Genomic DNA, 22,665 nt, shown 5'->3' with positions numbered 1-22,665 from the left:
AAACCACCCAGCAGTACCCAAAGGAGCACCAGTGACCTCGGTCAGCCTCGGAATGCCAGCAGCCCCGCCGCCAGTCCTCGCGCCCCGGCGCAAGACCCGGCAGATCAGGGTGGGCTCGGTCGGCGTCGGCTCCGACTCGCCGATCAGCGTCCAGTCGATGACCACCACTCCGACCACGGACATCAATGCCACGCTCCAGCAGATCGCGGAGCTCACGGCCGCCGGCTGCGACATCGTCCGCGTTGCGTGCCCGTCCGCGGACGATGCCGAGGCCCTGCCGATCATCGCGAAGAAGTCCCAGATCCCCGTGATTGCGGACATCCACTTCCAGCCCAAGTACGTCTTCGCCGCCATCGAGGCCGGGTGCGCCGCCGTCCGCGTGAACCCCGGCAACATCCGCAAGTTCGACGACCAGGTCAAGGAGATCGCCCAGGCCGCCAAGGACCACGGCACCTCGCTCCGGATCGGCGTCAACGCCGGTTCGCTGGATCCCCGCCTGCTGCAGAAGTACGGCAAGGCCACCCCGGAGGCCCTCGTGGAGAGCGCCCTGTGGGAGGCCAGCCTCTTCGAGGAGCACGACTTCCACGACTTCAAGATCTCCGTCAAGCACAACGACCCCGTGGTCATGGTCCGCGCCTACGAGCTGCTCGCCGAGCGGGGCGACTGGCCGCTGCACCTCGGCGTGACTGAGGCCGGCCCGGCGTTCCAGGGCACCATCAAGTCCGCCACCGCGTTCGGGGCCCTGCTCTCCCAGGGCATCGGGGACACGATCCGCGTCTCCCTCTCGGCCCCGCCCGTGGAGGAGGTCAAGGTCGGGATCCAGATCCTGCAGTCGCTGAACCTGCGGCCCCGCAAGCTCGAGATCGTCTCCTGCCCCTCGTGCGGCCGCGCCCAGGTGGACGTGTACACGCTCGCCGAGGAGGTCACCGCCGGGCTGGAGGGCATGGAGGTCCCGCTCCGCGTCGCCGTCATGGGCTGCGTGGTGAACGGGCCCGGTGAGGCGCGCGAGGCGGACCTCGGGGTCGCCTCCGGGAACGGCAAGGGCCAGATCTTCGTCAAGGGCGAGGTCATCAAGACCGTCCCGGAGAGCCAGATCGTGGAGACTCTGATCGAAGAGGCGATGAAGATCGCCGAGGAGATGGGGGAGGCCGGTGGCGAAGATGCTGTCGAAGGCGGCCCCGTGGTCACCGTCTCGTAGCCGCCCCGCCGCGAGGGCGGTGCGCCGGCTCACGGACGAGGACACGCCGGCCCTCGCCGCGCTCGCGGCCGTGGACCCGGTCGCGAACGTGTTCGTCGCCGCGCACGTCGAGGCGTACGGCACCGCCGCCGAGACGGGCACCGGCGCGGAGATCGTCGGGACGTTCGACGGTGACGGGCGGCTTGCCAGCGCGTGCTGGCTCGGCGCCAACATCGTCCCCGTCCAGGTCCCGGCCGAGCATGCCAGGGGCTACGCCGACGTGATCCGGCACTCCCGCCGCCGGTTCGCCTCCATCTTCGGCCCCGCCGAGGCCACCCTTGCCATCTTCGCCGAGCTGTCCGGGCCTCCGGCGCGGGACGTGCGCCGGGCCCAGCCCCTCCTGGCCATCGACGGCGCGCCCGCCGTCCCGGCCGACCCGCTCGTGCGGGTCACGACCCTCGAGGACTTCGACGCCCTCGCGCCCGCCTGCGTGTCCATGTTCGAGGAGGAGGTGGGCTACTCGCCGGTGGCCGGCGGCAGCGACAACTACTACCGCCGGGTGCGCCAGCTCATCGCGGAGGGCCACTCGTTCGCCCGCTTCGGGGCGGACGGAGAGGTCGTGTTCAAGGCCGAGCTCGGCTCCGTCTCGCCGGCGGCCTCGCAGGTCCAGGGAGTCTGGGTCGCGCCCGCGCACCGCGGCGAGGGACTCAGCCCCGGGGGCATGGCCGCCGTCGTCGAGCATGCCCGGCGCGCCGCCCCGATTGTGAGCCTCTACGTCAACGACTACAACCACCGCGCCCGGGCCAGCTACCGCCGGGTCGGCTTCGAGCAGGTCGGCACGTTCGCGACCGTCCTGTTCTAGACCACGCACTGCAACGGACATTGGGGGAAGACGTGCGTCCACTGTCAGCGCCGTGGCGGCGCAGCGCGCTCGCGGCAGTCTCCGCGGCCCTCGCCGTCGGCGCCCTGGCGGCCTGCCGCGCCGGCGTGCAGGTCCCGCCCTCCTCGGGCCAGGGCGGCCCCGGGCTCAACGCCTCCGGCGAGCAACGCAGCTTCACCGGGGAGGAACTCGTCGGGACGGCCGCGGCGGCCAAGACGGCGCTCAGGCTCGGCGGCTCGGTCCTGGACGCCCCGCAGCTCACGGCCCAGAAGGAGGCCGCCGTCCCCGGGCTGCTCGCGGACGCTGCCCCGGCTGCGTGCGCAGCCCTCACCGCTCCGTCCACGCCCGCGGGCCTCGACCGCGCCGCCGCCGCGCTCGTGGTCGCCCCCTCGGACAGCCACGCCCAGCACACCGCAGTGGGGCTGAAGAGCCGGGCGACGCCCGAGGATGCCGTGGCAGAAGTCGCCGCCCTGAAGAAGGCCGCCGCAGCGTGCGGGCGCTTCCAGGCGTCGCTGGGGGGCCGGCGGGTGCCCGTCGCGGCGGCCGCGGCGGACCCGGGCGCCGACGCCCAGGACGCGGTCATGGTCACCTCCACGGCGCAGGTCCCGGACAGCGGCGGCGGCACGCCCCAGGAGCGCAGGGTCGTCCGGGCGCTCGCGGCCAAGGGGACCGTGGTGGTGGAGGTCCTCCTCGTCGACGCGCAGGCGGACGACGCCGGGGCCACGGTCCGCGGCTACATCGACATGGCGCTGGCCCGGCTACCGCTCTAGGCCGAGGCCGCGCCCCTGGGCGCGGGCAGCGGGCCGGTGAGGTGGCGCTCGAGCGCCGGGGCGAGGAGTTCCTCTGCACGCTCGGCCGGCAGTGAGGCGATCGGCTCGAGCTCGACGATGTACCGGGCGAGGAGGAACCCGACCACCTGGGTCGCGGCCAGCGACGCGCGCAGCGACCGCTCGGCCTCGTCATACGGCAGGCCCTCGGCCACCCGGACGAGGATCCTGCGGCGCACGACCTCGCGGAGCAGCCGTGTCCGCGCGGCCGAGCCGATCGTCGCGCGGAAGAACGCCGCGAGCACGCGGCGCTGCGGGCCTTCCCAGAGGGTCAGGACGGCGTGCGCCACGTACCGACCGCGCCCCTCGGACGTGGAGGCGGACAGCCCGGCGAGGAGGTCTCCGGGGTCTGCCGGCAGCGCCACCGCGGCCGAGAAGAGCGCCTCCTTCCCGTCGAAGTAGTGGTGCACGAGCGCGGGGTCGACGTTGGCCTCCCGCGCGATCTGGCGCAGGCTCACGGCATCGAACCCCTGCTCGGCGAAGAGCCGTCCGGCCGCGGCGACGATCCGCGTGCGGCGGTCGCCGCCGTCGTCCGGCCGGCCGCGGCGCTGGGTGCTCACGAGCTCTTCCGGGGCAGCGTGAACGAGGCCAGGACGAGCAGTCCCACCACGATGGCGGCCATGATGCCGAAGTCGCGCCACATGGTGCCGGTGGGGTCGGTGTTCTTGGCGATCTCCTGGAGCGCATTGACCGAGTAGGTCAGCGGCATCCAGTCGGAGACGGCCTCGAACACGTCGTTCATGCGGTCGCGCGGCACGAAGAGCCCGCACAGGAGGATCTGGGGGATCACCACGACGGGCATGAACTGGACGGCCTGGAACTCCGTGCGGGCGAAGGCGCTGCAGAACAGGCCGAGGGCCACCCCGAGGACGGCGTTGACCACGGCGACGAGCACCACGAAGCCGCCGTTGCCCCTGATGTCCAGGTGGAACACCCAGTAGGCCACCCCCGTGGCGATCGCGGACTGGAGGGCGGCCATGAGCGAGAACGCGATCCCGTAGCCGAAGAGGAGGTCGCCCGTGTGGATCGGCGTGGTCATGAGCCGCTCGAGCGTGCCGGTGGTGCGCTCCCGCAGCATCGTGATGGAGGTGATGAGGAACATCACGATGAACGGGAAGATCGCGAGCATGATCAGTCCCACGCGGTCGAATGTGCGGGGCGCGCCGGGCGGGAGGGCCTCGTTCTCGTAGAGCCAGTACACGATCGCGAGCAGTGCCGAGGGGACGACGACGATCATGGCGAGGCTGCGGTGGTCGTGCCCGAGCTGCCTGAGCACGCGCGCGGTGGTGGCCCACAGCATCCGCGGGTTCACGCCGCATGCTCCCTGGCCGGGACCGGCAGGCCCGCCGCCTGCCGGTCGAGGTCGGCCCGGATGATGCCGAGGAACGCCTGCTCGAGGTCGCTGCTCCCACCGCGCCCGCGGAGGGCGTCCGGGGTGAGCTGGCCGAGGAGGCGCCCTTCCCGCAGCAGGAGGAGCGAGTCGCAGCGCGCCGCCTCCTCCATGACGTGGCTGGAGACCAGCAGGGTCGCGCCGCTGTCGGCGAGCGCCCTGAACCGGTCCCACAGGTCCACACGCAGCACGGGGTCGAGTCCCACTGTGGGCTCGTCGAGGACGAGGAGCTGGGGCTCCCCGACGAGGGCGCAGGCGAGCGAGACCCTGCTGAACTGGCCGCCGGAGAGGTCCGCGGCGCGCCTCCGGGCGAGGTCTGCGAGGCCGACGGCGGCGACTGCCGCGCGGGCCTCCGCGGCGGACTTGCCGTGGAGGGCCCCGAAGTACTTGACGTTGTCGAGCACGGTGAGGTCCCGGTAGACGCTGGGCTCCTGCGTCATGTAGCCGATCACGTGGCGCAGGGGCGCCGAGCCGGCCGGCCTGCCGAGGACGGTCAGGGATCCCCTCCAGAGCTTCTGGACTCCCACGATGGAACGCATGAGCGTGCTCTTGCCGCTTCCCGATGGGCCGAGCAGCCCAGTGACCCGGCCGGCCGGGACCGTGAAGCCCAGCTCGTGGAGGATGGGCCTGCGCCGGATGCGGACGGACAGGGCGTCCGCCTCGATCGCCGGGGCGGTCGCGGCGGCATGGGCTGGGGTGTGCGGCATGGGATTGCTCCAGGGCTGGGATGCCAATTCATCACGTGGTGAATCGGAGGCTAGGCCCGCCCCGGCGTGCCGTCAAGAGGACGTGCTCACGCCTCCCGGCGGAACTGGACCTTCCATTCCTCGGGACCCTCGGAGAGGTAGGAGACGTCGAAGGCGCCCTCGCGGTAGCGCTGGTCAACCTGGGCCAGGAGCGGCAGCGGCGCGTGGTTGGCGACGATCACGAGACCGGCGCCCACGGCGAGGGAGTCCAGGGCGCCGAAGATCGTCGCGTGGCGGATCGCGTGGGGGATGACCCGCACGTCGAGCTCGGGGAACCCCTCGCCGTCGTGCTCCCCGCAGGCGCACGAGGACTTCTGGGTCAGGGTGAGGGGGTTCTCTGCGGTGTATTCCACGGCACGTCCTTCCGATCGGTTCTGCTGGCCGAAACTTTACTACAATAAATCCCGTGGAAAATAGTCCGCTCGGTCCCCAGCCCGCCGCCCCCGGTCCCGCCCTGCCGCTCTCGGGCGCCCGCGCGGCAGTGCTCGACCTCGTCAGGGCACGGCGCAGCCCGTGCACCGTCGAGGAACTCGCCGGCGAGACGGGGCAGCACCCCAACACCGTCCGCGAGCACCTCGAGGCCCTCGTGGCAGTGGGGCTCCTCGAGGCCGCCGCGGGTGCCCCCGCAGGACAGGGCCGCCGGGGGCGGCCGGCGAAGCGGTACCGTCCCGCCGAGCTGGCTCCCCAGGCCCCGGGCTACGCCGCCCTCGCCGGGGTGCTCGCCGCGGAGGTGGCACGGCTCGCCCCCGACCCTGCGGCGGCCGGTGCCGAGGCGGGCCGGAGCTGGGCACGGCGTGCCCTCGCGCCGGCCGCGGGCCCGGTCTCGGCGAAGGACGCCCGACGCCGCGTCCTCACCGAGCTCGACGAGCTCGGCTTCGCGATCGCCCCGGCACCCGCACCTGGAGCCCCGGCAGATGCCGCTGACTCCGGGGAGCGGGTCCGGCTCGTCGCGTGCCCGCTCCTGGCCGCCGCGAGGGACGAACCACGGGTCGTCTGCTCGGTCCACGCGGGGCTCGTCGACGAGTCCCTGCTGCTGCTCGGCCAGCCCGGCCTGCGGGCCCGGCTCGAGCCCTTCGCCGAGCCGGGCGCGTGCCTGCTCACGATCGGCCCGGCATGAGCCGGGATGCCGGTGCCCGGGACGCCGGATCGCGCAAGGCCGGTCCCCGCGTCCCGGCCGCCGCGCGCAGCCCTCGCCCCGGAACGGTGGTCTGGCACCGGGCGCTGCTCCTCGCGGTGGGTGGCGCCTCGCTCGTCGCGGGACTCGACGCGGCCCTGGTGCTGCTCGAGTTCCCGGCCCCGGTGGGCGGCCACACGGCGCCCCTGCTGCCGGCAGACCATGGGACCCTCATGGTGCTCGGCTTCGTGGGCACGCTCATCGCGCTCGAACGGGCGGTCGCGCTCCGCCGGGCCTGGGGCTATGCGGCCCCCGCCCTCCTCGGAGGCGGGGCCCTCGCCCAGCTCGCGCCCTGGGGTCCGGCGTGGCCCGCACGCCTCGCGCTGCTGGCGGGCGCGATCGCCTTCGCCCTCGTATACGTGCCGCTGTGGCGCCGGCAGCGGGACCCGGCGGTGCTCGTCCAGGCGCTCGGGGCCGTGGCGGCCGCCGGAGCCGCCGGGCTCCTGGCCGCCGGGGTGGCGGTTCCGGCCGTCGTGCCCTGGCTCGCCGCGTTCCTCCTCGCCACCATCGCCGGGGAGCGGCTCGAGCTGGCCCGCCTGCGGATCCGCGGCCGTTGGGCCGAACCGCTCCTCGTCGCGGCGAACGCCGCGCTCGTGGCCCTGTGCCCCGCAGCGACGCTGTGGCCGGCCGCCGGGTATCCGCTCTTCGGCCTCGCCGTGCTCGCGCTCGCCGCGTGGCTCGTGCGGTACGACGTCGCCCGCGCCACGGTCCGTTCGTCCGGCCTGCCGCGGTACGTCGCCGCGTGCCTCCTCGCGGGCTACGCGTGGCTCGCGGTGGCCGCCGGCGTATGCCTCCTCGTCCCGGGCAGTCCCTCGGGAGCGGCGTACGACGCGTTCCTGCACGCGGTCTTCCTCGGGTTCGTCATGTCCATGGTCATGGCCCACGCGCCCGTCATCCTCCCCGCCGTGCTGCGCCGCCCGCTCCCGTACCGACCGGCGATGTGGCTCCCGGCGGTGCTCCTGCACGCGACGCTGCTGCTGCGGCTCGGCCTCGGCGACGCGCGGGGAGACACGGTGGCCTGGCAGTGGGGCGGGGCCGGGAACGTCCTCGCCGTCCTGGCATTCGTGCTGCTCGCGGCCTGGTCGGCGGCCCGCCCGGGCCAACCCAGGAGCATCGACGGGCCCAGAAGCACCGAAGGGCCCCGAACCTCCACCGAGCCGCGAACGGCCAGCGGGCCCAGGACCGCAGGGGAGCCCCGGCCATGATGCCCACCGTCCCTCCCGCAGCCGCCGATCCCGCGGCTCCCGGCCGCCAGGCGCGCACCGGGCGGGCGCAGTGGCACCGCTGGGCCAACGCGCCCACGCTCGTGTGGCTGCTCGCCATCGCGGTCCTCTCGGGCATCCACCGAGGCATCCCGGCCTCGGGGTGGCTGCTGGTGCACCTCGCGCTCCTGGGCGCGGCGACGAACGCGATCCTCGTCTACTCGTGGCACTTCGCCGAGGCGCTGCTGCGGCTGCCGGTGCCGTCGCGACGGGCGCTCGCGGCGCGGCTCGTGCTCCTCAACGTGGGTGCTGCCGCCGCGATGGCGGGAGTCGTGGCCGGGGTGTGGCCGCTGGCGGTGTCCGGCGCCGCCGCCGTGGGCGCGGCGGCGGGATGGCACGGGGCCGCGCTGCTGGTCAGGCTCCGCCGGGCCCTGGCCTCGCGCTTCCGGTCCACCCTGCGCTACTACCTCGCTGCGTGCGCGATCCTGCCGTTCGGCGCCGCGGCGGGGGCACTGCTCGCGCTCCCGGGGACTGACGACGGCGGGGACCTGCACGCCCGGCTCCTGCTCGCGCACGAGTCCCTCAACCTCCTCGGGTGGGTTGGCCTGAGCGTCCTCGGCACGCTCGTGACCCTCCTTCCGACGATGCTGCGCACGCGGGCCGACGACTCCGCCGAGCCCATCGCCCGCCGGGCGCTCTGGGTCCTCCTCGCGGGCGTCGGCCTCGCCGCGGGAGGCGCCCTCGCGGGGGTCCGCGCGGCGGCCGGGGCCGGCGTCGTGCTCTTCCTCGCCGGGGTGCTCGTCTCCGCGGTCCCGCTCGCCCGGGCGGTGCGGCGCAAGGCGCCGGTGGCGTTCGCCCCGCTGTCGGCCGTCGCCTCGCTCGTCTGGCTCGTGGGCGCCCTGGCCCGCCTCGCGTGGCTGTGCCTGGCGGCTCCCGACTGGGACGCGCTCCACGTGGCCCTCGGAGGCCTCACGCCGGCGCTCGCGGCCGGGTTCGCCGCCCAGGTGCTCGCGGGCGCCCTGTCCTACCTGCTGCCCGTGGTGCTCGGCGGCGGCCCCGCGGCGGTCCGTCGGCGCACCGAGACGCTCGACGCCGGCGCCTGGCTCCGCGTGGCCCTCGCCAACGGCGCACTCGCCCTCTACCTCCTGCCCGTGCCCAGCGCTGTCCGCGTCGCGGCCGCGGTGGCGGGCCTTGCGGCCCTCGTGGGATTCGTGTGGCTCGCCGGGCGCGCCTTCCTGGGCCGCCCCGGGCGCGACCCCGGCGCCCGGGGGGAGCGGGAGCGCCGCCCCGGCGGCTCCGGGCCGGTCGAGGCGGGCGCCTCCGTGCGCAGCCGCCTCGGCTCGGGTGCGGTGGGACTCGCGGTGCTGCTCGCGGCGGTGGTCGCCGGCGTGGCCGCCGACCCCTCCGTCCTCCCCGTCGCCGGCGGCGGGAGCCCCGCGGCCGCCGCCGGAGGGTCCGCGGTCGCGCCCACCGGGCACACCACGACGGTGGACGTCGCGATGTCCGGGATGCGCTTCGTGCCCGGCACGGTCAGCGTCCCGGCCGGAGACCGCCTCGTCATCCGCCTGGCGAACAAGGACCAGACCGCCCACGACCTGGTCCTCGCCACCGGCCAGGACTCCTCCCGGATCTACCCCGGCAGGAGCGGAGAGCTCGACGCCGGTGTCATGGCGCAGTCCGTGGACGGCTGGTGCTCCGTGGTGGGCCACCGGCAGATGGGTATGGTGTTCCGGGTCAGCGTGACCGGCGCCCCGCAGCCCTCCGCGGCGGCCGCCCCCGCGCCGGGGAGCATGGACATGCCGGGCATGCAGCCCGCCTCCTCCGGCGCCCCGGCGGCCGCGCACACCCCCTACCCGGCGGACCTCCCCGCGGTGCCCCCGGGCACGGTGCACCGCGTGACGCTGACGGTGCGCGACACAGTCGCCGAGGTCGCCCCCGGCGTCACCCAGACCCTGTGGACCTACAACGGCACGGCGCCCGGGCCCGTGCTGCACGGCAGGGTGGGGGACACGTTCGAGGTGACGCTCGTCAACGACGCCTCCGCCGGCCACTCGATCGACTTCCACGCCGGCGCGCTCGCCCCCGACGGGCCGATGCGGACCATTGACCCCGGCCAGCGGCTCACGTACACGTTCAGGGCCACGGAGGCGGGGATCTGGATGTACCACTGTTCCACCATGCCGATGTCCCTGCACATCGCGAACGGGATGTTCGGCGCGATGGTGGTCGACCCGCCGGATGCGCCTCCGGTGGACCACGAGTTCGTGCTCGTCCAGAGCGAGCAGTACCGCGGCGCGGCGTCCAACGGCGCGCCGGGGATCGCCGACTCGGCGAAGATCACCGCGGGCACCCCGGACGCAGTGGTGTTCAACGGGTACCCGAACCAGTACGACGCCGCGCCGCTCGCCGTGCGCGCGGGCGAGCGGGTGCGCGTGTGGGTGCTCGACGCCGGCCCCGGCCGCGCGACGTCGTTCCATGTGGTGGGGGCCCAGTTCGGCGCGGTCTGGGCGGAGGGCGCGTACCGGCTTGCCCCGGGGCCGGGCGGAACACAGGCGGGCGCGTCCCAGGCCCTCGACCTCTTACCCGCCCAGGGCGGCTTCGTGGACCTCACGTTCCCCGAAGCGGGGCACTATCCGTTCGTGAGCCACTACACGGTGGACGCGGAGCGCGGCGCGCACGGAGTGTTCGACGTCGCTGCCGCGAAGTGAGCCGCCGCTCCTCCTGGGACTCACCTCCTGGGACTCACCTCCTGGGACTCACCTCCTGGGAGTCACCTCCTGAAGGTCAGGTCCCGGACATGGGGGAGGGGGCGTGCGGGCTGCGCCGCTGGGATACATTGGTAGCTGACTTTCCAGCCCTCTTCGCCCGTCCCGGCCGCCTGCCCGACGGGCCCAGATACGAGAACGGATGCCCGCGTGGTCCTGCGACTCTCCACCCTGTTCCTGCGCACCCTGCGCGAGGATCCCGCCGACGCCGAGGTCGCGAGCCACCGGCTCCTGGTCCGCGCCGGCTACATCCGCCGCGCCGCGCCGGGCATCTACACCTGGCTCCCGCTCGGGCTGGCGGTCCTGCGGAAGGTCGAGCAGGTCATCCGCGAGGAGATGGCCGCGATCGGCGCGCAGGAAGTGCACTTCCCCGCGCTGCTGCCCAAGGAGCCCTACGAGGCCACGAACCGCTGGACCGAGTACGGCGAGGGGATCTTCCGGCTCAAGGACCGCAAGGACGCCGACTACCTCCTCGCCCCCACGCACGAGGAGATGTTCACCCTCCTGGTGAAGGACCTGTACTCCTCGTACAAGGACCTGCCGCTCTCGCTGTACCAGATCCAGAACAAGTACCGCGACGAGGCCCGCCCGCGCGCCGGCCTGCTGCGTGGGCGCGAGTTCATCATGAAGGACTCCTACTCGTTCGACGTCGACGACGCGGGCCTCGACGCGAGCTATGCGCGGCACCGCGAGGCGTACCTGAAGATCTTCGCCCGCCTCGGCCTCGAGGTGGTCCCGGTCAGGGCGACCGCCGGAGCCATGGGGGGCTCCCGGAGCGAGGAGTTCCTGCACCCGACCGAGATCGGCGAGGACACGTTCGTCCGCTCGCCGGGCGGCTATGCGGCCAACGTCGAGGCCGTCGCGACCGTGGTGCCCGAGGCGGCCGACTACAGCGGCGCGCCCGCGGCGCAGGTGCTCGACACCCCGGACACCCCGACCATCGAGACGCTCGTCGCGGCGTCCCAGACGATCTTCCCCAACCCCGAGCGTCCCTGGACCGCCGCGGACACCCTGAAGAACGTGGTCCTCACCGTCACGCTCCCCACGGGCGAGAAGCAGCTCGTGGCCATCGGCGTGCCCGGAGACCGCGCCGTGGACCTCAAGCGCGTCGAGGCCAACATCGGCGCCTTCCTGCCGGTCGCCGGCGAGATCGGCCTGGACCCGGCGAGCGACGAGGAGCTCCGCGCGAACACCGCCCTCGTCAAGGGCTACATCGGCCCGGGCCTCGCGCTGGACAAGCCGGTGCTGGGCCTCGAGGGAGCGGCCAAGGTGCTCTACCTCGTCGACCCGCGCGTCGTGGCAGGCACGCGCTGGATCACGGGCGCGAACGAGCTCGGCAAGCACGTCTACGGCCTCGTGGCCGGGCGTGACTTCGGCTGGGACGGCGTCATCGAGTGCACCGAGGTGCGCGCCGGCGACCCCGCCCCCGATGGCTCGGGCCCGCTCGAGACGGCGCGCGGGATCGAGATGGGCCACATCTTCCAGCTGGGCCGCAAGTACGCCGAGGCACTCGGGCTCAAGGTCCTCGACGCGAACGGCAAGCAGGTCACCGTCACGATGGGCTCGTACGGCGTGGGCGTCACCCGCGCGGTCGCCGCCCTCGCCGAGTCCAACCACGACGACCGCGGCCTCATCTGGCCGCGCGCCGTGGCGCCGGCGGACGTCCATGTCGTGGCCGTCGGCCGCGGCGAGGAGATCTTCGCCGAGGCCGAGCGGATCACGGCCGAGCTCGAGGCCCGCGGCCTGACCGTCATGCTGGACGACCGGCCCAAGGTCTCGCCGGGCGTGAAGTTCGGCGACGCGGAGCTCATCGGCGTTCCGACCATCGTGGCCGTCGGCAAGGGCCTCGCCTCCGGCGTGCTCGAGGTCAAGGACCGCCGCTCGGGGACCGCCGAAGACGTGCCGGTGGGCGAGGTCGTCGACCGCGTCGTCGCCGCCGTCCGCGGCGCCTGAGCGCGCCGGCGTGCTGAGCGGCTTCGAGGCCGTCGACCCCCTGACCGTGGCCCTCGTGGTCGTGGCGGGGTTCTGCGCGGGCTGGGTCGACGCCGTCGTGGGCGGCGGCGGCCTCATCCAGCTCCCGGCCCTCCTCGCCGTCCCCGGCATCACCCCGGTCCAGGCGCTCGCGACGAACAAGATGGGCTCGGTCTTCGGCACGACGACGAGCGCCGTCACCTATGCGCGGCGCGTGCGGCCCGACTTGCGTACCGCCGTCCCCATGGCGCTCGTGGCGCTCGGCGGGGCGTTCGGCGGCGCGGCCCTGGCCACCGCCCTGCCCGCACGGGTCTTCAAGCCGATCATCCTCGCTGCGATCATCGCCGTCGCCCTCTTCACGGTGCTCCGCCCGCAGATGGGCCAGTACACCCAGCTCCGGCTCAAGGGCGGCCGTCACCTCGCGGCGGCCTGCGGCCTCGGCGCCGTGATCGGGTTCTACGACGGCCTCATCGGCCCCGGCACGGGCTCGTTCCTCGTGATCGCGCTCGTCTCCGGGATGGGGTACGCCTTCCTGGAGGCGAGTGCGAAGGCCAAGATCGTCAACATGGCCACGAACATCGGCGCCCTGCTGCTCTTCGCCCCCTCCGGCGTCCTGCTGTGGGGGCTCGGGCTCGTTCTCGGTGCCGCCAACATGCTCGGCGGGTACACCGGGGCCCGCATGGCCGTCTCCCGGGGCAACGGGTTCATCCGGTGGGTGTTCCTGGCCGTCGTCGCGGCCCTCGCGGTCAAGCTCGGCATCGACGTGTGGAACGAGAACTTCGCCTGAGGCCACCGGGCCGCACCTGTCGGGCCGCCGCCGCGCGGCGTAGCATCACGCCATGCTCCGCCCCGAGGACTACTCCGAGGCGCTCGCCCGCGCCGACCACCATGCCCGGCGCTGGCTGGGCAGTGTCCCCTCCCGGGACGTCGGCCCGCGGGCGAGCGCGGATGAGGCCGCCGAGGCGTTCGGCGGCGCCCTGCCCGAGACCGGCCTCGATGCCGCCGAGACGGTGGACCTGCTGGCCGGGCTGGCCGAGCCCGGGCTCATGGCGATGGGCTCCGGGCGCTTCTACGGGTGGGTGATCGGGGGCACCCTGCCCGCCGGCCTCGCCGCCGATTGGCTCGTGTCGGCGTGGGACCAGAACGCCGGCCTGAGGTTCGCCACGCCCGCGGCGGCCGCGGCCGAGGAGGCCGCCGGCCGCTGGATCATCGACCTGCTCGGGCTGCCCGCAGGCGCGGACGTCGGCTTCGCCACCGGCGCGAGCATGGCCAACTTCTCCGGGCTCGCCGCGGCGCGCTGGCGGGTGCTCGAACGCGCCGGCTGGGACGTCAACCAGCGGGGCCTCTCCGGCGCACCGCGCGTGCGCGTGCTCGTCGGCGCCGAGCGCCACGACACGGTGGACATGGCGCTGCGGCTGCTGGGCCTCGGCGCCCCAGAGGCCGTGGCGGCGGACAGCCAGGGCAGGATGCGTCCAGAAGCCCTCGGCCGTGCGCTCGAGGCCGGGACGGGCCCGGCCATCGTGGTGCTGCAGGCGGGCAACATCCACTCCGGCGCGTTCGACCCCTTCGCCGAGGCCATAACCGCCGCCCGGGAGCACGGGGCGTGGGTCCACGTCGACGGGGCCTTCGGGCTGTGGGCTGCCGCGGCCGGTGCGACCCGTCCGCTCGTGCGCGGCATGGACGCCGCGGACTCGTGGGGCACGGATGCGCACAAGAACCTCAACGTTCCGTACGACTGCGGGATCGTCGTCTGCCGCGACGTCCCGGCCCTGCGCACGGCCCTCGGCATGCATGCCGACTACCTCGTCCACGATCCGCACGGCGACCACGGGCCCGGCGACCCCCTCGAGAAGGTCCCGGAGCTCTCCCGCCGGGCCCGCGGGATGCCGGTGTGGGCAGTGCTCCGCTCGCTCGGCCGCAGCGGCGTGGAATCCCTCATCGAGGGCCTCGTGGACCATGCCCAGCAGCTCGCGCGGCGCATCGGGCAGCTCCCTGACGCCGAGGTGCTCAACGACGTGGTGTTCAGCCAGGTATGCCTGGCGTTCGGTTCCGACGCGCGGACGGAGGCCGTCGCGGCCTTCCTGGCGGAGGACGGGCGGGCCTGGATGAGCGGCTCGCGCTGGCGTGGCCGGTCGGTGCTGCGCATCTCCGTGGCGAACTGGTCCTCCGGCCCCGAGGACGTCGAGGCCTCCGTGGGCGCCGTCCGCGACGCGCTCGCGGCCACCGAGGGCCTCTGAATCAGTCGAGGCGCTCGAGGTCCTCGACCGCCGGGAGCCCGGGCAGCGGCCGCGAGCACAGCGAACTCGCGACCCAGAGGGAGCGCGCAAGCTCGCCCTCGTGCCGGGGCCGCTCCGCGTACCAGAGCGCGTTCTCGACCTCGCGCAGCACCGCCCACGCCCGGGCGGCCTCCGCGTCCAGCCTGCCCTCGCGGGCCAGCAGCGCGCAGCGCTCGAGGAGGGCGGCGGGAGCGTCCGGCCCGGCCAGCTCGGGGAGGCGGTTCCAGAGCATCGGGGCCACCGCGAACTCGGCCTCGCCGACCGACGCCTGCGGATCGATCGCGCGGAAGGAGGGACCGCCGTCGTGCGCCACGGCCCCGGGCGCCGCGAGCACGTTCATGCCGTGCAGGTCGGTGTGCACGAGGACGTCCCGGCCGCCCCGCCGGCCCACCGCGCCGCGGGTGGCCGCCACGTCGAGGCCGGCTTCCAGCAGCCATCGCGGGAACGGGCGGCCCAGACGCTCCCAGCGTTCGGGCAGCTCGTCGCTCCAGCGCTCGGCCACGGCGTCGATGCGCTCGAACCGGCCCCAGCCGGGCCGCTCGTCCGGGGCGATCGAGAGCTCGCGCACGAGGGCGCCCCACACCCTCGCGGCCTCGGGGAACGGCGCGTCCTGCAGGCGCCGGCCCGCGTCGAGCCGCTCGAGCAGGAGCGCGGAGGAGGCAGGGTCGTCCTCGAGCAGGCGCACCGCGCCGCGCCCGTCCCAGAGCCGCAGGGCGGGTGCCTCCGATGCGGTCTCGGGGAACGGCCGGGAGAGCTTGAGGGCAAGCCGTTCGCCGCCGCGACGGACGGGGACCACGATGGCCCACATCCCGGCGTGCGCGGCGCCTCCCGGGGGCAGGTCGAGGGTCAGATTCCATGCCGCGAGCCGGGCAGCAAGGAGGCCGGGCACGGCCTCAAGCCATGCCCGGCCTCCGGCGCTGCGCCGGCAGCGTGCGAGCAGCGCCTCCGGAATGATTCCGGAGGGCGTCATGCGATGCCGGTGGTTCCCAGCAGACTGCCGAGCCCGAAAGTGGCAGCGAGGGCGATCGCCCCGCCGATCACCACCCGGGTGGACGCGCGCGAGCGCGAGCCGCCGCCGATCCACGCGCCGACCCAGCCCGTGACCGCGAGGGCGACCAAGACGACCACGAACGTCAGCGGCACGCGCAGCGCAGGAGGCGCCAGCAGGATGGTCAGCATGGGCAGCACGGCGCCGGCGAGGAAGGCGATGGCCGAGGCCAGGGCGGCGTGCCAGGGGCTGACGATCTCATCCGGGTCGATGCCGAGCTCGATGTCGAGGTGGGCGCGGAGGGCGTCCTTGGCCGTGAGCTCCCTGGCCACCGTCGTGGCCGTCTGTTCGGAGAGGCCCTTGTGCCGGTAGAGGGAGACGAGTTCGGCGAACTCCTCCTCCGGCTGGTCCCTCAGCTCGGCGGTCTCCTTGGCGATGAGGGACTTCTGGCTGTCGCTCTGGCTGCTGACCGAGACGTACTCGCCGAGCGCCATCGAGATGGCCCCGCCGACCACGGCGGCCATGCCGGCTGCGAGGATCGGGCCGTTCTCCGTGGTGACGCCGGCAACGCCGACGACGACGGCGGCGACGGAGACGATGCCGTCGTTCGCGCCGAGCACGCCGGCGCGGAGCCAGTTGAGCTTCGCCGCGAGGTCAGTGCCCTGGGGCTCGGGGTGGAGTTGGGTGTCGCTGCTCATGGCACCACTGTGACACCGGCGGCCCCGGCCTTCCAGCGAGAGAAGGCTTTCCTTACGGCGCGTCGCCCACCCGGGGCCCGGAGGCGGCGGTGGGGGACGCCGGGGACGCCGCGGCGGGGGAGGCCGCAGCAGACTGGGCGGCAGACTGGGCGGCGCGGTGGCCCGGGAAGGCGGAGGCGGCAGGGGAGCCGAGCGCCCCGGCCGCGGCGGCGCGCCGGGCCGCCCGTTCGAGGCCATCGGCGGCCGCCGACCGGGTCCGGACCGCCACGACGCCGACGAGGTCCGACCATGCGGAGGTCGCCGAGGTTTCCAGGGCGGCCACCTGAGCCGGGCTGCCGGCATCCGCGGGGAGCGCGAAGCCGGCCTGCGCCGCCGGGAGGGCCACGCACGCTGCCCCGGCGGCCTCTTCGAGCGCGTCGAGCTGCGCGCGGTGCACTCCGACGGCCGCGAGGAGGCCCGGCCGCTCCGCGGCGCCGGCGCGCGCCGCGAGGACCGTATAGGTCCAGACCGCAGCCTCCTCCGCGGACTGGACGGCAGCAAGCCCCGCGGCCGGTCCGCGCGCCGCCGGCGCCGTCGCAGCGGGGGACCGGGAACCGCTGGACGCCGCCGTGGACGACGGCGTGGGCGCACCTCCCGCTGTGCCGGCGCCGGAGGGGCCGGACGCCGGCGGGCACGTGCTCGCCGCCGGGGACGCCGAGGAGGACGGTGCTGCGGCCGCGTCAGGGGATGGGACGCCGGTGGCCGCGCCGAGGCGCTCGGACTGGAGCTGCTGGCCGGCCGCAACCGCGGCCAGGAGCGACGCCGTCGGCCCGTCGACCCCGGCAAGGTCCCCGCGCAGCGCGGCGGCGCTTCCCGAGAGCTGCGCGGTGAGGGCCGCAGGGGAGACCACGGCGGAGCCCGGGGCCGTCGCGGTCGGCGTTGCCGCTGCCGTTGCACCCGATGTCCCCGCTGCCTCCGGCGCCGACGCGCCCAGGACCCGGGCCTGGAGATCGAGCACCTCTGCGATTCCCCCGGCGGCCTGCCGGACGGGAGCGGGGGCCGCGGCGGGCGGGGTGGGGGCGGCGGCCGCCGACGGGGTGCCGTCCTGCCCCCCGGACGCGACCCGACGGGCTGCAGCAGCGAGGCGCGCGGCGCCGTCGTGCGCCCGCACCAGCGCAGCCTCGTTGGCGGAGGGCACCCTTGCCGGCGGCCCCGGCGCGGCCAGCAGGGCGCCGCCCGCTCCGACGGCGAGGGCGAGGACCAGGACGGCGGCCCAGGCCCATGGCGGCACCGTCCGGCGGCTCCTGCTTCCCCGTCGGCGCGCGGACGGGCCCTGGGGCGCAGTGGTGGATTTCACGGTCTCGATGATGCCACGCGTCCGGGCCCGGTCACGCGGCGGGGCGCCGAGCAGATAGGCTAGGAGGACAACTGAGCAAAAGGAGGCGGACCCCCATGTCCGAGCCCGATCTGCCCTCGCGGGGCGCCCCGACGCCGGCAGGGCAGGATCCGCAGGCGGGTGGGGAGGAAGCCCGTCTCCACGCGCTGCTCGAGCCCATCGTGCAGGCACGCCAGCTGGTCCTCGAGGGCGTCTCCGTCAAGGCCGCCGGGAACCACCGGACGGTGGGCGTGGTCGTCGACCTGCAGGACGACCAGACCGGCGGGGTGGGCCTCGACGTCATCGCCGAGCTCTCCCGCGAGCTCTCCGACGCCCTCGACGCGGACCCCGCAGCGGACACCCGGCCGTACGACCTCGAGGTCTCCTCCCCGGGCGTCTCGCGTCCCCTCACCCAGCTGCGCCACTGGCGCCGGGCCGTCGGCCGGCTCGTCAGGGTCAACGTCATCGGCGAGGAGAACGTCACGGGCCGCCTGCGCGAGGTGACCGAGGACGGCATCGTCCTCGTCCCGGACCTCCCCGCCAAGAAGGGCGTCAAGCCGAAGCCGGGTGCCCCGCTCGAGCTGGCCTTTGACGCCATCCGCAGCGGCAAGGTCGAGGTCGAGTTCTCGCACCTCGAGGATGCCGACCTGGGCCCCGCCGCGGACGGGCCCGAGAACGACGACACCGACGAGACCGAGGAGGCCTAGTGGACATCGACATGAGCGCGCTCCGCCTGCTGGAGCGTGAGCGGGACATCCCCGTGGAGAAGCTCATCCCGACGATCGAGCAGGCCCTCCTGCTCGCCTACCACAAGTCGCCGGGCGCGATCGAGACGGCCCGGGCGGAGGTGGACCGCCGGAGCGGCCACGTGACCATCTGGGCCACCGAGCTCGACGACGAGGGCAACGCCGTCGGCGAGTTCGACGACACCCCGGAGGGCTTCGGCCGCATCGCCGCCACGACGGCCCGCCAGGTGATCCTCCAGCGGCTGCGCGACGTGGAGGACGACAACGTCCTGGGCGAGTTCAAGGGCCGCGAGGGCGAGCTCATCGCGGGCCTCATCCAGCAGGGCCACAACCCGAACATGGTCCAGGTCAGCCTCGGCACCATCGAGGCCGTCCTGCCTCCCCCCGAGCAGGTGCCGGGGGAGAAGTACCTGCACGGGGCCCGCATCCGCGCCTACGTCGTGGACGTGCATCGCGGCCTCAAGGGTCCCTCGATCACGCTCTCGCGCTCCCACCCCGGTCTGGTCAAGAAGCTGTTCGAGCTGGAGGTTCCCGAGATCGCCGACCGCAGCGTCGAGATCGTGGCGATCGCCCGCGAGGCCGGTCACCGCACCAAGATCGCCGTGCGCGCGCTCGTCCCCGGCGTCAACGCCAAGGGCGCCTGCATCGGCGAGATGGGGTCGCGGGTGCGCGCCGTCATGACGGAGCTGAACGACGAGAAGATCGACATCGTCGACTACAGCGACGACCCGGCGACGTTCATCGCGAACGCCCTCTCGCCCTCGAAGGTCACGAGCGTGTCGATCGTCGACGACGCCACGCGCTCGGCGCGGGTCCTCGTCCCTGACTACCAGCTCTCGCTCGCGATCGGCAAGGAGGGCCAGAACGCCCGCCTCGCCGCGAAGCTGACCGGCTGGCGGATCGACATCGGCTCGGACGCCCAGGCCTGAGGCGTCGGGGCCGAGGCATTCCGGGATCCGGGTCCGAAGGGTCTAGAATAGATAGGTCCGGGCCTGTGCCCGGCGGCAGGGCAGGGCACCGGGCAGGCAGCTCGGGAGCTCGGCCCCTTCGATGTGGGAGAGCAAGGATGGAACGGACAACCGCCCAGCCTCTGCGCACCTGCATCGGCTGCCGCCGGACGGCAGCCCGGTCGGAACTGCTCCGGCTGGTGATGGACCGTGGAGACGCCCAGCGCGTCGTCGCGGACCCCCGCCGCCGGCTGCCCGGTCGCGGCGCGTGGCTGCATCCCGACCAGGCATGCCTGAAGCAAGCCGTCAGGCGGCGCGCGTTCCACCGAGCCTTCCGGGGCCCGGTGGACATCAGCGGCGTCGACGACTTCTTCAGGTCCTCCGTCTCGGCTGCCGCCGGGCCGGACACCGTCCAAGCTGAAAGCGGGTCAGAAATCTGATGGACACCCGATGAGTCCCCGACCGATGAGTGCGTAGCAATGAACTTCTCGTTGCGCACCGCCGAGGGCTTCCTGATGCACACCGGTGCAGAGGGAGCCTGCAGCAAGCAGTAGACGGTCCGTGCCTGGCTCGGCGCGGACCGAGACAGGAGAAATGTGGCCAAGGTCCGCGTACACGAGCTCGCCAAGGAGCTCGGTATCACCTCTAAGGACGCCGTTGCCAAGCTCGCAGAGCTGGGCGAGTTCGTGCGTTCCGCGTCCTCGACGATCGAGGCGCCCGTCGTGAAGAAGCTTCGCGACGCCTACCCCGCCGACGGCGCGAAGGCGAAGGCCAGCGACAGGCCGGCCCGTCCCGCCGCCCGTCCGTCCGCCGGTGCCCCGACGCCGGGACCGTCGCGTCCGGCGCCGTCCCCGCGCCCGGCCGCTGCGCCGTCGCCCGCCCCTGCACCCAAGGCCGAGGCACCCGCGGCGAGCCAGCGCCCGGCCCCCGAGGCCGAGCGTCCCGCTGCGGAGGCCCCCCGTCCCGCCGCCGAAGCCCCGCGTCCCGGCGCCCGTCCGGCGCCCCGTCCCGCGGCCGGCGGCCGCGGAGCGACCCCGGGCCCGCGTCCCAGCGGCCCGCGCCCGGGCAACAACCCGTTCTCGTCCTCCCAGGGCATGCAGCGTCCCGGGCGTGACGGCGACCGCGCGCCCCGTCCGGGCAACAACCCGTTCGCGTCCTCCCAGGGCATGCCCCGTCCCGGCGGTGGCCGCGACGGTGACCGCCCCGGCGGCCCGCGTCCGTCGGCGCCGCGCCCCGGCGGCACCTCCGGCATCCCGCGTCCCGGTGCGCCCCGTCCGGGTGCGCCCCGTCCGGGTGGTGCCCCGCGTCCCGGTGCGCCCCGTCCCGGTGGTGCCCCGCGTCCCGGCGGCACCGGCGGACCCCGCCCGAACCCCGGCATGATGCCCCCGCGCACCGAGCGCCCCCAGCCGGGTGCCCGGCCTGCGGGCACCGGCGGTCGCGGTCCGGGCGGCCCTGGCCGTCCCGGCGGCGGCGGTCCTGCCGGCGGCGGCTTCGGCAAGGGCGGCCGCGGTCGCGGCGGCACCCAGGGCGCCTTCGGCAAGGGCGGCGCCGGACGCGGCAAGCAGCGCAAGTCGAAGCGTGCCAAGCGCCAGGAACTGGAGCAGATGAGCGCACCGTCGCTCGGCGGCGTCTCGGTGCCCCGTGGCGACGGCAGCACGATCGTGCGCCTGCGCCGCGGCGCGTCCATCACGGACTTCGCCGAGAAGATCGATGCGAACCCCGCCTCGCTCGTCACGGTGCTGTTCCACCTCGGTGAGATGGCCACCGCCACCCAGTCCCTGGATGAGGAGACCTTCTCCGTCCTCGGCGAGGAGCTCGGCTACAAGATCCAGGTCGTCTCGCCGGAGGACGAGGAGCGCGAGCTGCTCGAGTCCTTCGACATCGACCTCGAGGCAGAGCTCGAGGCGGAGACCGACGAGGAGCTCGAGGCCCGCCCGGCCGTCGTGACCGTCATGGGCCACGTCGACCACGGCAAGACCCGCCTCCTCGACGCCATCCGCAACACCAACGTGGTGGAGGGCGAGCACGGCGGGATCACGCAGCACATCGGTGCCTACCAGATCGCCTTCGAACACGATGGGCGCGAGCGCAAGCTGACCTTCATCGACACCCCGGGCCACGAGGCGTTCACCGCCATGCGTGCCCGTGGTGCCCAGGTCACCGACATCGCGGTGCTCGTCGTGGCCGCGGACGACGGCGTGATGCCGCAGACCGTCGAGGCGCTCAACCACGCCCAGGCGGCCGGTGTGCCGATCGTGGTCGCGGTGAACAAGATCGACAAGGAGGGCGCCAACCCGGAGAAGATCCGCGGCCAGCTCACCGAGTACGGTCTCGTCCCCGAGGAGTACGGCGGCGACACCATGTTCGTGGACGTCTCGGCGCGCCAGAACCTGAACATCGACGACCTGCTCTCGGCGGTCCTGCTCACGGCGGACGCTGCGCTGGACCTGCGGGCCAACCCGAACAAGGATGCCCGCGGCGTGGCCATCGAGGCCAACCTCGACAAGGGCCGCGGCGCCGTCGCGACCGTCCTCGTGCAGTCCGGAACGCTCCACGTCGGCGACACCATCGTTGCGGGCACGGCCCACGGCCGCGTCCGGGCCATGTTCGACGAGGACGGCGAGGCGGTCGAGGCCGCGCTGCCGTCCCGGCCGGTCCAGGTGCTGGGCCTGTCCTCGGTGCCGCGCGCCGGCGACACGTTCCTCGTGACCGAGGACGAGCGCACCGCGCGGCAGATCGCCGAGAAGCGCGAGGCCGCCGATCGCAACGCCCAGCTGGCCAAGCGCCGCAAGCGGATCAGCCTCGAGGACTTCGACCAGGCTGTGGCCGAGGGCAAGATCGACACCCTCAACCTCATCCTCAAGGGCGACGTGTCCGGTGCCGTCGAGGCGCTCGAGGACTCGCTGCTCAAGATCGATGTGGGCGAGGAAGTCCAGCTCCGCGTCATCCACCGCGGCGTCGGCGCGATCACCCAGAACGATGTCAACCTCGCCACGGTCGACAACGCGATCATCATCGGCTTCAACGTCAAGCCGGCTGAGCGCGTTGCCGAGCTCGCGGACCGGGAGGGCGTGGACATGCGCTTCTACTCGGTCATCTACGCGGCGATCGAGGACATCGAGCTCGCGCTCAAGGGCATGCTCAAGCCGGAGTACGAGGAGGTCCAGCTCGGCACCGCCGAGGTCCGGGAGATCTTCAAGTCCTCCAAGTTCGGCAACATCGCCGGCTCGATCGTCCGCAGCGGCATCATCCGCCGCAACGCGAAGGCCCGCGTGCTCCGCAAGGGCGTCGTGGTGGGCGACCGCCTCAGCATCGAGTCGCTCAAGCGGTTCAAGGACGACGCGACCGAGGTCCGCGAGGGCTACGAGTGCGGTATCGGGCTCGGGTCGTTCAACGACCTCCAGCTCGAGGACGTCATCGAGACCTTCGAGATGCGCGAGAAGCCGCGCGTCTGACGCGCCTGATGGGCGGGGCCCCGGGTTGCCGGGGCCCCGTTCGCACGTCGGCAGGCAGTGGTTCCCCCG

The 22,665-nt window shown here is 74.1% G+C and carries 20 protein-coding genes; 13 read left to right on the top strand and 7 right to left on the bottom strand.

Translation table 11 applies throughout. From position 1 onward, the window contains the following. Positions 1-31: 31 nt before the first annotated feature. Genes ispG through J2W20_RS08035 form a run of 3 tightly spaced genes read left to right on the top strand, consistent with a single transcriptional unit; the run spans position 32 to position 2,827 of the window. Positions 32-1,198 carry a flavodoxin-dependent (E)-4-hydroxy-3-methylbut-2-enyl-diphosphate synthase gene (ispG, locus tag J2W20_RS08045; RefSeq protein ID WP_066497205.1) on the top strand — a complete coding sequence of 389 codons (1,167 nt, stop codon included), beginning with the start codon at positions 32-34 and terminating at the stop codon, positions 1,196-1,198. Next, a complete protein-coding gene (locus J2W20_RS08040; RefSeq protein ID WP_307006128.1) occupies positions 1,161-2,039 on the top strand; it encodes a GNAT family N-acetyltransferase in 879 nt (292 codons plus the stop codon). The genes ispG and J2W20_RS08040 overlap by 38 nt, the downstream gene beginning before the upstream one ends. A 32-nt stretch (positions 2,040-2,071) precedes the next feature. Continuing rightward, positions 2,072-2,827, top strand: coding sequence for a hypothetical protein (locus J2W20_RS08035; RefSeq protein WP_307005971.1), 756 nt, complete (start codon positions 2,072-2,074; stop codon positions 2,825-2,827). Here the strand turns inward: J2W20_RS08035 and J2W20_RS08030 are convergent. The 4 genes from J2W20_RS08030 to J2W20_RS08015 form a co-directional block, all read right to left on the bottom strand. After that, complete coding sequence (locus J2W20_RS08030) at positions 2,824-3,444, bottom strand: TetR/AcrR family transcriptional regulator (protein WP_307005970.1); 621 nt, start codon at positions 3,442-3,444, stop codon at positions 2,824-2,826. The genes J2W20_RS08035 and J2W20_RS08030 overlap by 4 nt on opposite strands. Further along, positions 3,441-4,184 carry an ABC transporter permease gene (locus J2W20_RS08025; protein ID WP_307006127.1) on the bottom strand — a complete coding sequence of 248 codons (744 nt, stop codon included), beginning with the start codon at positions 4,182-4,184 and terminating at the stop codon, positions 3,441-3,443. Before J2W20_RS08025 ends, J2W20_RS08030 begins: the two co-directional genes overlap by 4 nt. Before the next feature lie 8 nt (positions 4,185-4,192). Next, positions 4,193-4,981, bottom strand: coding sequence for an ABC transporter ATP-binding protein (locus J2W20_RS08020; protein WP_307005969.1), 789 nt, complete (start codon positions 4,979-4,981; stop codon positions 4,193-4,195). An 86-nt stretch (positions 4,982-5,067) separates the two neighbouring features. After that, entirely contained in the window at positions 5,068-5,373 is a 306-nt protein-coding gene (locus tag J2W20_RS08015; RefSeq protein ID WP_307005968.1) for a DUF2249 domain-containing protein, read from the bottom strand. 53 nt (positions 5,374-5,426) lie between these two features. Between J2W20_RS08015 and J2W20_RS08010 the strand changes: the two genes are divergently transcribed. From J2W20_RS08010 to J2W20_RS07985, 6 genes are all read left to right on the top strand, one after another. Beyond that, a complete protein-coding gene (locus J2W20_RS08010) occupies positions 5,427-6,137 on the top strand; it encodes a helix-turn-helix transcriptional regulator (protein WP_307005966.1) in 711 nt (236 codons plus the stop codon). Next, a complete protein-coding gene (locus tag J2W20_RS08005; RefSeq protein WP_307005965.1) occupies positions 6,134-7,399 on the top strand; it encodes a hypothetical protein in 1,266 nt (421 codons plus the stop codon). The genes J2W20_RS08010 and J2W20_RS08005 overlap by 4 nt, the downstream gene beginning before the upstream one ends. Further along, positions 7,396-10,104, top strand: a complete 2,709-nt coding sequence (locus J2W20_RS08000) for a multicopper oxidase domain-containing protein (protein WP_307005964.1) — start codon at positions 7,396-7,398, stop codon at positions 10,102-10,104. Before J2W20_RS08005 ends, J2W20_RS08000 begins: the two co-directional genes overlap by 4 nt. A gap of 207 nt (positions 10,105-10,311) precedes the next feature. Further along, positions 10,312-12,114, top strand: a complete 1,803-nt coding sequence (locus J2W20_RS07995) for a proline--tRNA ligase (RefSeq protein WP_307005963.1) — start codon at positions 10,312-10,314, stop codon at positions 12,112-12,114. A gap of 10 nt (positions 12,115-12,124) precedes the next feature. After that, on the top strand, positions 12,125-12,919 hold the full coding sequence (locus tag J2W20_RS07990) for a sulfite exporter TauE/SafE family protein (RefSeq protein WP_307005962.1): 795 nt from the start codon (positions 12,125-12,127) through the stop codon (positions 12,917-12,919). 52 nt (positions 12,920-12,971) lie between these two features. Next, complete coding sequence (locus J2W20_RS07985) at positions 12,972-14,369, top strand: pyridoxal phosphate-dependent decarboxylase family protein (RefSeq protein ID WP_307005960.1); 1,398 nt, start codon at positions 12,972-12,974, stop codon at positions 14,367-14,369. 1 nt (position 14,370) lies between these two features. Here J2W20_RS07985 and J2W20_RS07980 read toward each other — a convergent pair whose 3' ends face one another. From J2W20_RS07980 to J2W20_RS07970, 3 genes are read right to left on the bottom strand one after another with little or no spacing between them, the layout of a single operon-like run. Then, entirely contained in the window at positions 14,371-15,378 is a 1,008-nt protein-coding gene (locus J2W20_RS07980) for an aminoglycoside phosphotransferase family protein (RefSeq protein WP_307005959.1), read from the bottom strand. Continuing rightward, positions 15,375-16,094: a VIT1/CCC1 transporter family protein gene (locus J2W20_RS07975; protein ID WP_307005957.1), complete on the bottom strand. Its 720-nt coding sequence runs from the start codon at positions 16,092-16,094 to the stop codon at positions 15,375-15,377. The genes J2W20_RS07980 and J2W20_RS07975 overlap by 4 nt, the downstream gene beginning before the upstream one ends. Positions 16,095-16,146: 52 nt before the next feature. Next, positions 16,147-17,430 (bottom strand): DUF4439 domain-containing protein, encoded by a 1,284-nt coding sequence (locus J2W20_RS07970; protein ID WP_307005955.1) that lies wholly within the window; start codon positions 17,428-17,430, stop codon positions 16,147-16,149. 95 nt (positions 17,431-17,525) lie between these two features. On the opposite strand from J2W20_RS07970, the gene rimP reads away from it, so the two are divergent. The 4 genes from rimP to infB all read left to right on the top strand — a co-directional run bounded on the left by rimP (position 17,526) and on the right by infB (position 22,596). Beyond that, the gene (gene rimP / locus J2W20_RS07965) at positions 17,526-18,155 is read left to right on the top strand and encodes a ribosome maturation factor RimP (protein WP_307005954.1); all 630 of its coding nucleotides are present in this window, start codon (positions 17,526-17,528) and stop codon (positions 18,153-18,155) included. Further along, positions 18,155-19,123, top strand: a complete 969-nt coding sequence (gene nusA, locus J2W20_RS07960; protein WP_307005952.1) for a transcription termination factor NusA — start codon at positions 18,155-18,157, stop codon at positions 19,121-19,123. The genes rimP and nusA overlap by 1 nt, the downstream gene beginning before the upstream one ends. Before the next feature lie 137 nt (positions 19,124-19,260). Then, positions 19,261-19,581, top strand: coding sequence for a YlxR family protein (locus tag J2W20_RS07955; protein ID WP_307005951.1), 321 nt, complete (start codon positions 19,261-19,263; stop codon positions 19,579-19,581). 156 nt (positions 19,582-19,737) lie between these two features. Further along, positions 19,738-22,596 (top strand): translation initiation factor IF-2, encoded by a 2,859-nt coding sequence (gene infB, locus J2W20_RS07950; RefSeq protein WP_307005950.1) that lies wholly within the window; start codon positions 19,738-19,740, stop codon positions 22,594-22,596. Positions 22,597-22,665 lie beyond the last annotated feature (69 nt).

Source organism: Sinomonas atrocyanea, assembly GCF_030812675.1.
GTDB classification, from domain to species: domain Bacteria; phylum Actinomycetota; class Actinomycetes; order Actinomycetales; family Micrococcaceae; genus Sinomonas; species Sinomonas atrocyanea_B.
This window is presented reverse-complemented; position numbering and strand designations above follow the sequence as displayed.

What these genes read in the sequence shown, in the direction of transcription:
- J2W20_RS08040 (WP_307006128.1), top strand. Translation starts at nt 1,161, where the DNA reads ATGCTGTCGAAGGCGGCCCCGTGGTCACCGTCTCGTAGCCGCCCCGCC.
- J2W20_RS08025 (WP_307006127.1), bottom strand. Translation starts at nt 4,184, where the DNA reads ATGCTGTGGGCCACCACCGCGCGCGTGCTCAGGCAGCTCGGGCACGAC.
- J2W20_RS08020 (WP_307005969.1), bottom strand. Translation starts at nt 4,981, where the DNA reads ATGCCGCACACCCCAGCCCATGCCGCCGCGACCGCCCCGGCGATCGAG.
- J2W20_RS08005 (WP_307005965.1), top strand. Translation starts at nt 6,134, where the DNA reads ATGAGCCGGGATGCCGGTGCCCGGGACGCCGGATCGCGCAAGGCCGGT.
- J2W20_RS08000 (WP_307005964.1), top strand. Translation starts at nt 7,396, where the DNA reads ATGATGCCCACCGTCCCTCCCGCAGCCGCCGATCCCGCGGCTCCCGGC.
- J2W20_RS07985 (WP_307005960.1), top strand. Translation starts at nt 12,972, where the DNA reads ATGCTCCGCCCCGAGGACTACTCCGAGGCGCTCGCCCGCGCCGACCAC.
- J2W20_RS07980 (WP_307005959.1), bottom strand. Translation starts at nt 15,378, where the DNA reads ATGACGCCCTCCGGAATCATTCCGGAGGCGCTGCTCGCACGCTGCCGG.
- J2W20_RS07975 (WP_307005957.1), bottom strand. Translation starts at nt 16,094, where the DNA reads ATGAGCAGCGACACCCAACTCCACCCCGAGCCCCAGGGCACTGACCTC.
- rimP (WP_307005954.1), top strand. Translation starts at nt 17,526, where the DNA reads ATGTCCGAGCCCGATCTGCCCTCGCGGGGCGCCCCGACGCCGGCAGGG.
- J2W20_RS07955 (WP_307005951.1), top strand. Translation starts at nt 19,261, where the DNA reads ATGGAACGGACAACCGCCCAGCCTCTGCGCACCTGCATCGGCTGCCGC.